A 12272-nucleotide genomic window follows, 5' to 3' on the forward strand; every position below is an offset into this window, starting at 1 on the left:
TGCTGAAATCGCTTCAAAATCAGCCACTTAGTTGCTGTTTTCAATTTCACCATAGCGGTGCTATGTTAAAATCTCCAAACAGCCTGATTTTCTTGCGATTGCAACACTTCCCGTAAACACGGGACAGGCTTCACCCCTGACTATTGGTCAGGACGGAGAAATCCTATTACATAATCCGGGTTTAATCTTTTAGCTCCTCTAAATAATGAGTTGCCTTGATGGCCTGTCTCACTTAATATAAGTAACTATTTAGGTCTAAACGGAGGCTTTTGCAATCCATGATTCCCCTCCTTATTAATTAGTGGGATTATTTTGTTCCCCTCTCTAATGGCTCTTATTTATTCTCCTGATTGGGCTTGCAAAGCAAGTATTTAGGTATAAAACATTGTGCTGTCACTTCATACTGTTAAAAAAAAATGTAAATATTCGTCAAATTTATTTGTTAGACAAATCTAACTTATTAATTTTGTGAGTGTATATAATTTAATAATATGAATCTAATAAGATACCAAGCGCTATTGCTAATGCTTTTTGCATTGTTTTTATATTCCCCTGTTAGAGGGCAAAAAAGAGGAGTGGTGACTGGTAGAGTGGTCGCTGAATCAGGCGTAGCACTGGAATTTGTCAATGTGGGAATACGTAAAATTTCTTTAGGAGGAGTGACGGATCAAAATGGTTCTTTCTCTATTCAGAATGTCCCATATGGTGAGCATATATTAACGGCATCGATGATAGGCTTTGAACAAAAGCAAATTAAGATAGAAGTTTCTGCAAATAAATCAGGGGAGTCTTACTTATTTACCTTAAATGAAACTGCGGGAGCTTTGGGGGAGGTAGTGGTTTCAGGAACCATGAAAGAGGTTTCAAAATTGGATAGTCCCGTACCTGTAGAAGTCTATTCAGCCAATTTTTTCCGAGCCAATCCCACACCTTCTGTTTTCGAGTCTCTTCAGAATGTAAATGGAGTCCGTCCCCAAATAAATTGTAATGTATGCAATACAGGTGACATCCATATCAATGGACTTGAAGGTCCTTATACCATGGTTTTGATAGATGGTATGCCCATTGTAAGTGGGCTGTCTTCAGTATATGGTTTGACGGGTATTCCACAAGCGCTTATTGAAAGGGTAGAGGTGGTTAAAGGTCCGGCTTCTACTTTGTATGGATCAGAGGCAGTGGGTGGATTGATAAATATTATTACCAAAAAGCCCTCATCTGCTCCCTTACTGACTGCAGATGTTTTCAGTACAGACTGGGCTGATGTCAATGCAGATTTGGGATTGCGATACAATTTGTCCGATAAAACCCAAGGGCTTTTAGGTGTGAATTATTTTAACTACCAAAATGCTTTGGATAAGAATGAGGATGGCTTTACTGATGTAACCTTGCAGAATAGAATTTCAGTATTTAATAAATTTAATTTTGGGAGGAAATCTGGCAAGAACTTTTCTGTAGCTGGGCGTTATGTCTATGAAGACAGATGGGGAGGGGAAATGGATTGGACTTCTGAATACCGTGGAGGGGATGAGATCTATGCGGAAAGTATTTATACCAGCCGTTGGGAAATGTTTGGGGTATACCAACTTCCTGTTGAGGAAGACCTCAACTTTCAATTTAGCACCAATGGACACAAGCAAAATTCTGTATATGGTGACACTCCTTATATAGCGGATCAATACATTGGTTTTGGCCAACTAACCTGGAATAAACCCCTGAAATACCATGATCTATTGTTTGGCATGGCCTACAGGTATACCTATTATGATGACAATACTCCAGCTACAGCTACAGAAAATGAAATAAACGAGCCCTCAATCACTCATTTGCCGGGGGCTTTTATCCAAGATGAAATTACTTTCAATGAGACCCACAAAATATTATTAGGGATGCGCTATGATTATAATAGTCTGCATGGAAGTATTGTTTCACCAAGGATAAATTACAAATGGACCTCCAAGAATAAACAAGATGTGGTTAGGTTAAGTCTGGGAAATGGATACCGTGTAGCCAATGTCTTTACTGAAGATCATGCAGCACTTACCGGAGCAAGGGAAGTAGTATTTGAGGAGGAGCTTGATCCTGAAACCTCTTGGAATGCCAATTTAAACCTTGTAAAGAAGATCTACACAGCCAGTCAAGTTTACATTGGCTTGGACGCATCAGCATTTTATACGTATTTCAACAATGCCATATTGCCTGATTACGAGACAGATCCGAATAAGATAATTTATGGTAACTTAGATGGGTCAGCGGTTTCTAAAGGAGCCTCTTTAAATGTAGAGATGTCCTGGTTGAATGGTTTGAATATCATAGTGGGAGGTACGCTCATGGACGTTTCAGTTACAGAAAATGATGTTACTTACAGGCAATTGCTTACTGAAAGATTTAGTGGGGTATGGAGTGTAGGTTATACCATTTCTTCCATTGATTTGACCGTGGATTATACAGGAAACCTTTATGGCCCTATGAGGTTACCATTATTGGGAGATCTAGATGATCGCCCAGCTTATTCCCCTTGGTATAGTCTACAGAATTTACAACTTACCAAACAATTAAATACTAAATGGGAAGTATATGCAGGGGTGAAAAATCTACTAGATTTCACCCCCGCATCTAACAGTATAGCAAGGTCCTTTGATCCTTTTGACCGCAATGTTTTATTTGGGACGGATGGACAGGTGATTCCTACCGCCGAAAACCCAAATGCGCTTACCTTTGATCCTTCCTATGTTTACGCACCCAATCAGGGTAGGAGGGCTTTTTTGGGGATAAGGTTTACATTAGATTAATGATTAGATCAGTTACTATATATACCTTTTTACTGATGGCATTTCTCGTTGTAAATACCAAAGGACAAAGCCTTAGCTGGACCTTAATTGAGGATATTGAGGATAGTTTAAGGGCCAAGCCAAAGCCAATAATGGTTTTTATTCATACGGATTGGTGTAAATATTGCAAAATGCAAGAGAAGGTCACCTTCAATGATCAAGAATTAATTAATTTACTCAACCGAGATTTTTATTCTGTGAAATTAGATGCAGAAGGTGAAATCGATTTGAAGTTTATGGGCCGAACTTATAAAGGAGGATCATCGAAAGATTACCATGAATTGTCGAAAATGTTAGGCATGAAAAACGGGAAATTGTTGTTCCCTACAACTGTATTTTATTCTCCAACTTCACAAGGTTTGAGTAAGTTTCAAGGTTTTCAGCAAGCTGGGGATTTGAAAGCCATTATTAAGAAATTTGAAGCAGGTATTTAGCAATCAATATAGCTGGTATAAAGCCTTCTAGCCAAGGTTTGAAAGCATTAAAAATGCCATAGAAGTTAGACGCTGGACATTGTGTTTTTCTGAGGAACCTATTATATATCAATCTTTTAGTGAATATATAGTGTTATTTCACATAGGCTGAAAAAATGGAACAGGTTTATTGAGGAGTTGGATTTAAATTCAACTCTTTTTTATCTTAAAATCTAGCGACTTTATTTAGGATTTCTTTCCAAAAGCTGTGATAATGAGTAGGGTTTTTAAATATTTAGGCATAAAAAAAAGGCATCCTTAAAGAAGGATGCCTTTTGAGGTCGAGAGCGGATTCGAACCGCTGTACAAGGTTTTGCAGACCTCTGCCTAGCCACTCGGCCACTCGACCATTTTCAATAGCGAAGCGCAAATTTAGGCATTTAAAATTGGCTTTTCAAAGGTTAGTGCTAAAAAATATTTACTGTTTAAAACCAAATGAGTCTCTAAAATTGAGTTTGAAACGAAATGATATTTGTTGAGGACAATAATATTTTTTAAATTATTTCAAATTGACCCTATTTATAACGGTTCTAAATTAAACTTTCCTTCAGGTAAGGATATATAATTCACTGTTAAACAATGATTTAAACAGTATATTTAGATTTTGATCCGCTTAACTGTTCACTTTCTTTCAAGTTTGAAAAATAGAAGTTGGGTAGTACATTTGTGGGGAATTTGAATTGCACTGAGAAAATCTGAAAAAAGTATACATAACTATGTCGATCAAACGCTCAATATTAGGGGTTTCAATTCGCGTATGCCATCTGTTGGTCCTGATATTCCTATTTTCAGGAATTCAGGCATATGCGGTAGACCCTGAAATTCCGGATAGCGAAGAAGCTATATCCGCGGGTCAGTCCATTTTTAATGCCAACTGTAAAACCTGCCATAGACTGGATCAGAAATTGGTCGGTCCGGCACTTAGAGGAGTCACCGATAGAAGGGAATTGGACTGGACAAAACAATTTATCACCAACTCTCAGGTATTGATTCAAGGTGGAGATGCAACAGCCGTAGCTCTGTTTAAAGAATTTAACAATACGGTGATGCCTTCTCACGACTTTTTGAGTGAAGAGGATCTTACAAATTTACTTTCTTACATAGAGTTCGGTGACAAAGCCGATCCAGCTGCAGCTGCTGCTGGTACTGCTGAAGGGGGAGTGGCTACAGGTTCTGGAGGAGGAATTCCAAACGAATACCTTACCATAATCTTGGTTGTCCTTGTTATCGTCTTGGTTCTTGTTTTGGTTGTATTGGGACTGATTGTTTCAGTATTGACTAAATACATGAACAAAAATGAGAATCTGGATGAGGAAGATAAAGCTTTTATCAACCAAAAGACAGATTACAAAGGCATCTTTAAAAGTGATGGCATGATCATCATTGTTACGGCCATAGTGCTCGCTTTCGTAGTAAAGACAGCGATCAACGGCTTGTACACAGTGGGAGTTCAGCAAGGTTATGCACCTAGCCAGCCTATTGCTTATTCTCACGAACTTCATGCTGGTCAGTATGAAATCCCTTGCCAATATTGCCATACAGGAGTAGAGATTGGAAAGTCTGCAAATATTCCTTCGGCTAATATTTGTATGAATTGCCATATGCACATTCAAAATGTGGAAGGCAAAGATGGGATATCTCCTGAAATAGCTAAAATATATGACGCTGTAGATAATAATAAACCTATTGAATGGGTCAGGGTACATAACCTTCCTGATTTGGCTTACTTTAATCACTCTCAACACGTAGTTGTTGGTGGAGTTGAGTGCCAAACTTGTCATGGACCTATAGAGGAAATGGAAGTTGTTTCACAGCACAGTGCATTGACTATGGGTTGGTGTATCGACTGTCACAGGAATACAGAAATTACCACTCAGGGCAATGAGTATTATGATAAACTCGTGCAACTGCATTCAGAATCTAAAGATGCTTTGAAAGTCAAAGACATTGGCGGTTTGGAATGTGCAAAGTGTCACTATTAAATCTTTACGAACATTCTTTTCTTTAATATAAAATGAAAGAAAATAAAAAGACATATTGGAAAGGGTTAGAGCAGCTGACAAACGATCCCGAGTTTGTGAAAAATGCTGATCAGGAATTTCCTGGCTTTACCTCTAAAAGTAATCAAAAGGAAGATGGAAGTTCCACTAGAAGGGACTTTCTTAAAATGATGGGTTTCAGTGTGGCTGCGGCCTCATTGGCGGCTTGTGAAGCTCCAGTTAGGAAAGCCATTCCTTATGTTAACAAACCTGTTGATATCAATCCTTCAGTTCCCAATTATTACGCATCTACCTTTTCTAAAGGAGGAGACTATGCTTCTATCGTGGTTAAAACCAGAGAAGGTAGGCCTATAAAAATCGATGGTAATAAATTGTCACCGATTACAAATGGTGGAACAAATGCCATTGTAGAAGGATCTGTCTTATCACTTTATGATGATGCAAGATTAAAAGCTCCTCAAATAGCTGGAAAGTCAGTTGAATGGGCTGCTATCGATGGAGAACTTCCTGCAAAACTTAAAAGTGCAGGTTCAATAAAAATAATCAGCAACACGATTCTATCTCCTGGTACAAACAGGGCGATAAATGCTTTTGCTGAACAAATGGGTAATGTAGAACTCATTACTTATGATCCACTTTCCAACTATGGTATCACCAAAGCGAGTGAAACCTATTATGGAAGCAGTATACTTCCTTCTTACCATTTTGAGAAGGCCAATGTAATTGTCAGCTTTGGGGCTGATTTTTTAGGTTCATGGATATCTCCAATTGAGTTTGCCAGACAGTACGCCAAAGGGAGGAAGATTTCTAAGGAAAACCCTAACATGTCAAGGCATTTCCAGTTTGAGTCTACCTTGTCCCTTACTGGTTCAAATGCTGATTATCGTACACCTATCACAGCTTCCCAAAGCGGTCTTGCTGTTTTAGCATTGTACAACCTTATAGCTAAAAAAGCTGGTGTAAGTTCTGCAGCAGGTGCTGGTGTAGAGATAAACCATTTAGCAAAAGCTGCAAACGAATTGTGGGCCAATAAAGGCGCCTCTCTCGTTGTTTCTGGATCAAATGATCCTAATGTTCAGGTGGTTGTTCATGCCATCAATGAACTTCTAGGAAATAATGGCAGCACAGTTGATTTCCAAACTCCTGCATTTTTCCGTAAAGGAGATGATAACAGGATGAAACAATTTGTTGCTGAATTGAATGCTGGTAAAGTAGGAGCTGTAATTTTTTACAATTGCAATCCTGTTTACGATTTTGGAGGAGGACAAGAAATTGCTGCTGGAATTAGTAAGGCTAAAGTTTCTGTATCTACTTCTGAAGTGAAGGATGAAACGGCTGCCTTGGTTCAATACCTAGCTCCAGATCACCACTTCCTTGAATCTTGGAATGATTTTAATCCTAAAAAAGGAGTTTATAGCTTGGCCCAGCCAGTTATCTCTCCTTTATTTAATACCCGTCAGGCAACTGAAAGTTTCTTAAAGTGGTCAGGAAATAATACTTCTTATTATGATTTCCTACGCCAGGACTGGGAAGCTTCATTTGTTGCAAGAGGAATAGAAGGCGACTTCCAATCTTTTTGGGATAAATGTCTGCACGATGGTATCTATATAATGGATAGCGCTTCAGGAGATGGAGAACCAACTGTCATTGAAGTAACAGGTGATATTGCTGCTTCTGCATCTGCTATTGGCAAATCCTATAATGCTCAGGCTTCAGGTGCTGAACTTATTGTTTATACTAAAGTAGGTATAGGTTCAGGTGCATTTGCCAACAACCCATGGTTGCAGGAAATGCCTGATCCAATTTCAAAAGCTACCTGGGACAATTACCTAACGGTATCTCAAAAGTGGGCCAATGAAAATGGACTTAAGATGAGTGAAGGAGCTACCAAATTGGCAAACGTTTCTGCTAATGGACAAACTTTCACTGTTCCTGTATTGGTTCAGCCAGGACAGGCAGACGGTACATTCGGTCTTGCATTGGGATATGGAAGAACAGCCGCTGGTAGAGTTGCTGATGGTGTAGGTGTTAATGCATATGCCCTTCTAAACGCCAATAAAGGTTTTGTAGAGTACAATATCACTGAAGGTGTAAGTGTAAGTCTTACTGAAGAATCTTACAAAATAGCTCAAACGCAAACGCACCAGACCTATATGGGTAGGGACTTCGTAGTGCAGGAAGCTACTTTGGGAGAATACCAGGAAGATGCTAGCGCTGGAAGATACCACCCAGAGATTTATAAAGACGGTGAATTTGTTAAACCTAGCAAAATTTCACTTTGGTCTGGTCATAAATACAGCCAACACCATTGGGGATTGGCAATTGACATGAACTCCTGTATAGGTTGTGCGGCATGTACTGTAGCCTGTCAGGTAGAAAACAACGTAGCTGTTGTAGGTAAACAAGAAGTGCTTAACAGAAGAGAAATGGCCTGGATAAGAATTGACAGGTACTATAGTTCTCCTGACGGAGCTACTTCTAACGCAGAACTTGAGATAGCTGCTGACAACCCTGAGGTTACTTTCCAACCGATGATGTGTCAGCATTGTAACAATGCACCTTGCGAGACTGTATGTCCAGTAGTGGCTACCACTCACAGTTCTGAAGGACTCAACCAAATGACTTACAACCGTTGTATAGGAACAAGGTATTGTGCCAACAACTGTCCTTATAAAGTAAGAAGATTCAACTGGTTTAAATACCATGACAATAAGGATTTTGCAGGAGTAAATACAGCTCAAAACGATGATTTGGGTAAAATGGTACTTAATCCTGATGTAACTGTAAGAGCGAGGGGTGTGATGGAAAAATGCTCCATGTGTGTACAGCGTATTCAGGCTGGGAAACTGACTGCAAAACGTGAAAACAGGAAGGTCAAGGACGGTGATATTAATGTTGCCTGTGCAGTAGCTTGTCCTACTGAAGCCCTCGTTTTTGGTGACATGAACGATTCTCAATCTAAGGTTTCTCAATTGCTGAAAATCGAAGAGAATTCTACAGATGCTATTAAGGAGGTAAATGAAGAAAGAGCCTACCATGTGTTAGAGGAGATCAATGTTAGCCCTAATGTTTGGTACTTTACCAAAATCAGAAATAAGGACAAAAACGAAGCTTAAAAAATAAAACAATAAGATATGCAGGTTACTTCACCCGTACGCGATCCGCTAATAACCGGCGGTAAGACTTACAAGGACGTCACCAATGATATTGCTAGGCATGTAGAAGGTAAGCCGACGAAAGGTTGGCTACTTGGATTGGCAGTATCGTTGACTGTACTTTTACTCGGTAGTTTGGCTCTGGTAGCTACCCTTTGGGAAGGAATAGGAATGTGGGGACTTAATAAAACTGTAGGCTGGGCCTGGGACATCACCAATTTTGTGTGGTGGGTAGGTATTGGTCACGCAGGTACCCTTATTTCTGCGGTATTGTTACTTTTTAGACAAAAGTGGAGAACTTCAATTAATAGGGCAGCGGAAGCCATGACCATTTTTGCCGTAATTTGTGCGGCAGTATTCCCTCTGATTCACATGGGTAGACCATGGATTGGAGCGATATGGGCACTTCCTTTGCCAAATACCTATGGTTCTTTATGGGTGAACTTTAACTCACCTTTACTATGGGATGTTTTCGCCATATCAACTTATTTCTCGGTGTCTCTTGTTTTCTGGTATATCGGTTTGATTCCTGATTTTGCTACCATTAGAGATAGAGCTACCGGAATGAGAAATACCATATATGGTGCTTTGAGTTTCGGATGGGACGGAGGAGCAAAAACCTGGATGAGATATGAAAGTGTTTCACTTATTCTTGCTGGTTTGGCTACACCTCTTGTACTTTCTGTACACACGATTGTATCCTTTGACTTTGCCACCTCAGTAATTCCTGGATGGCATACTACTATCTTCCCTCCCTACTTCGTTGCGGGGGCGATATTTTCAGGATTTGCAATGGTATTGACCCTTATGATTGTAACCCGAAAGGTATTTAAGCTTGAGGATTACATTACCATGGGTCACATCGAATTGATGAATATTGTAATCATCATCACAGGTTCCATAGTAGGTATTGCTTATATCACGGAATTCTTTATCGCTTGGTATTCTGGTGTAGCTGCAGAACAATATGCATTTGTGAACAGAATGTTTGGTCCTTACTGGTGGGCATACTGGTCTATGATGACTTGTAATGTTATTTCTCCTCAGTTATTCTGGTTCAAAAAGATTAGAACTTCAATAGTTGCCACTTTCATACTTTCATTGATAGTAAATATCGGGATGTGGTTTGAAAGATTTGTTATTATTGTTACATCGCTCCACAGGGATTATCTTCCTTCTTCATGGGTGATGTTCTATCCTACGATAACAGACGTTGGCGTATACATGTTTACCTTTGGTTTCTTCTTCACAGCATTCTTATTGTTTGCCAAGTTCTTCCCAGTGATCAACATGGCAGAGATCAAATCTGTATTGAAATCTTCATCTGAAAAAATAATTAAATAATCATGGAAAGAGACAAGAACTTTATCCTGGGGATCTTTGATGATGAGGACATTCTTAAGAATGCTGTCAGAGAGATAAGAGCTGCAGGAATTAAAATACACGAGGTATTTTCTCCCTATCCGGTTCACGGATTAGAAGACGAATTGGGCTATAAAAGAAGCCGATTGCCAATTGCCGCATTTCTATTTGGTCTTTTAGGAACTACCTTGGCATTGACCATGCAGTTCTATATGATGAAATTTGACTGGCCAATGATAATTGGGGGTAAGGATCACGCCGCTTTTCCTGATTTCATTCCTGTTACTTTCGAATTAACAGTTTTAGTAGCTGCTTTCGGAATGGTTGGAGTGTTTATGATCAGTAGTAACCTTAAGCCTTGGGGTCAACCTAGAATTTTTGATCTAAGAAGTACAGATGACAAGCACGTTATGGCAATTGATATCGCAAATAATGCTGCTGTTGATTTGGAAATAATAAAAGGTGCTCTGAAAAATTCAGGGGCAACAGAGGTGAACAGTAAAAGTTTTGAATAAGTAATCTGTAGCAAATGAAAATTATATCATCAATATATTCAATAGCTGTAGTCGGGATATCACTAGGATTTGTTTCATGCAAAGCTGAAGGGGATTATCCAGGTACGGAATATGCTCCTCAGATGTATCATTCAGTTCCTTATGAAGGCTTAAGCCAGATCACGAACGAAGAAGAGGGACAATGGTTATCCAATAGAGAGGATGGCAAAGGAGAGTTTTTTAATAGCAATACAAACAACCCGAATAGAATGAATATGCGGGAGCCTGTAGCTAACACTGTACCTCGAAACAAAGACGGTATTTTGCCTTATAGGTTGAGAGTTGCTGACTTAGAAGGAGCTGCTGCTATACAGAATCCTATTCCTCTTACTGATGAGGTATTGGCGGATGGAAAAAGATTATTCGTTCAATATTGCTCTCCATGTCATGGAGCCGGCGGAGAAGGTGACGGTAATGCAGGCATGGTAATAGGTGGAGTTGCAAATCTAAAAGGAGGAGCCTATTTAAATTTACCTGAAGGCCACATATTTCATGTGATCACACATGGTAAAGGTAGGATGGGTGCCCACGGATCGCAGATTACTGCTGACAGAAGGTGGAAAATTGTACACTATGTTAAACAAGAAATTCAGAAGCAATAATGGCACAGGCAAGTAACTACAATTTGGATCAAAAATTTGATTTTACCGCTTCGGTAAAGAAAGTGATATTCATACTTGGTGGTATCGGTGCGCTATTATTGGTATTCGGTATAATCATGGCTGCCTCAGGTGGACATGGACATGGAGAGGAAAGTGGACACGCTTTTCATTGGACACAAAGGTTGTACGCCAACCTTTGGATTAATAATGTCTATTTCACAGGGATAGCAATAATTGGAGTATTCTTTTTTGCCATTCAATATGCTGCTCAGGCTGGCTGGTCTACAGCTTTGCTAAGGATCATGTTGTCTTTTGGCTATTGGTTGCCTATTGCTGCTGTTTTGATGCTGGTAACTTTCTTTATCGCCAATCACGATTTATTTCACTGGACACATAGCTATGTTTTTGACAAAGCAGGTGATCACTACGATAAAATAATAGACGGTAAAGGAAATTTCTTTTACTGGCCTATGGAAAAAGGTACCTTCCCGATATTCTATATCGTTAGAATGGTCTTGTTCTTTGGCTTTTGGGTGTTCTTTTTTAATAAACTTAGAACGCTTTCAAATGAAGAAGATATAAATGGAGGAACATCTTATTGGTATACCATTAGAAAATGGTCGGCTATTTTCCTTGTTTTCTTTGCAGTTTCTTCTTCTATAAGTGCTTGGGATTGGGTGATGTCAATTGATACTCACTGGTTCTCTACCCTATTTGGATGGTATGTGTTTGCTTCTTGGTTTGTTGCAGGTTTGTCTGCAATCACCTTGGTTACGATATTCCTGAAAGATCAGGGATATTTGGAAATGATCAATCAAAATCACATCCATGATCTTGGGAAATTTGTATTTGCATTTTCTATTTTCTGGACTTATATCTGGTTCTCTCAATTCCTATTGATTTATTACGCCAATATTCCTGAGGAATCTGTCTATTTTATAGAGAGACTTTCAAGTGATGTTTACGGATCTTACATTTTTGTAAACCTAATTTTAAACTTTGCGCTTCCATTTTTGGTTCTTATGACTAGAGATGCTAAAAGGCACAATATATTTCTAAAACTAGTATGTACACTCATTATAGTTGGACACTGGGTTGATTTCTTCCTTATGGTTCAGCCAGGCACTTTAGGCCATAATGGTGGGGTTGGTTTAATGGAAATTGGAATGTTATTGGTTTATGCTTCAGCTTTTGCTTTTGTTGCTTTAACGAATCTTTCCAAGCACAATCTTATTCCGAAAAATCATCCGATGTTAGAGGAAAGTTATCATCATCACATTTAATTTAATTCCGAAACA

Annotated in this window: 8 protein-coding genes and 1 tRNA gene; 8 read left to right on the forward strand and 1 reads right to left on the reverse strand. The window is 39.1% G+C overall.

All coding sequences use genetic code 11. From position 1 onward, the window contains the following. The first annotated feature begins 491 nt into the window (after positions 1-491). Positions 492-2789, forward strand: coding sequence for a TonB-dependent receptor (locus AC13EX_RS07040; RefSeq protein WP_482892119.1), 2298 nt, complete (start codon positions 492-494; stop codon positions 2787-2789). Between the two features lie 35 nt (positions 2790-2824). Then, a complete protein-coding gene (locus AC13EX_RS07045) occupies positions 2825-3262 on the forward strand; it encodes a thioredoxin family protein (RefSeq protein ID WP_482892120.1) in 438 nt (145 codons plus the stop codon). A 317-nt stretch (positions 3263-3579) separates the two neighbouring features. Here AC13EX_RS07045 and AC13EX_RS07050 read toward each other — a convergent pair. Further along, positions 3580-3650: transfer RNA gene (locus tag AC13EX_RS07050), tRNA-Cys, on the reverse strand. A 367-nt stretch (positions 3651-4017) separates the two neighbouring features. Between AC13EX_RS07050 and AC13EX_RS07055 the strand changes: the two genes are divergently transcribed. Genes AC13EX_RS07055 through AC13EX_RS07080 form a run of 6 tightly spaced genes read left to right on the forward strand, consistent with a single transcriptional unit; the run spans position 4018 to position 12257 of the window. After that, positions 4018-5283: a c-type cytochrome gene (locus AC13EX_RS07055; RefSeq protein WP_048641954.1), complete on the forward strand. Its 1266-nt coding sequence runs from the start codon at positions 4018-4020 to the stop codon at positions 5281-5283. A gap of 32 nt (positions 5284-5315) precedes the next feature. Further along, positions 5316-8417, forward strand: a complete 3102-nt coding sequence (locus tag AC13EX_RS07060; RefSeq protein WP_482892121.1) for a TAT-variant-translocated molybdopterin oxidoreductase — start codon at positions 5316-5318, stop codon at positions 8415-8417. Between the two features lie 18 nt (positions 8418-8435). Continuing rightward, complete coding sequence (nrfD, locus tag AC13EX_RS07065) at positions 8436-9800, forward strand: NrfD/PsrC family molybdoenzyme membrane anchor subunit (RefSeq protein ID WP_048641956.1); 1365 nt, start codon at positions 8436-8438, stop codon at positions 9798-9800. 2 nt (positions 9801-9802) lie between these two features. Next, positions 9803-10333 (forward strand): DUF3341 domain-containing protein, encoded by a 531-nt coding sequence (locus AC13EX_RS07070; protein ID WP_048641957.1) that lies wholly within the window; start codon positions 9803-9805, stop codon positions 10331-10333. Between the two features lie 14 nt (positions 10334-10347). Continuing rightward, positions 10348-10974 carry a c-type cytochrome gene (locus AC13EX_RS07075; protein ID WP_048641958.1) on the forward strand — a complete coding sequence of 209 codons (627 nt, stop codon included), beginning with the start codon at positions 10348-10350 and terminating at the stop codon, positions 10972-10974. Then, positions 10974-12257 carry a hypothetical protein gene (locus tag AC13EX_RS07080; RefSeq protein ID WP_048641959.1) on the forward strand — a complete coding sequence of 428 codons (1284 nt, stop codon included), beginning with the start codon at positions 10974-10976 and terminating at the stop codon, positions 12255-12257. Before AC13EX_RS07075 ends, AC13EX_RS07080 begins: the two co-directional genes overlap by 1 nt. Positions 12258-12272 lie beyond the last annotated feature (15 nt).

This window comes from Cyclobacterium sp. L-R, from assembly GCF_056859355.1.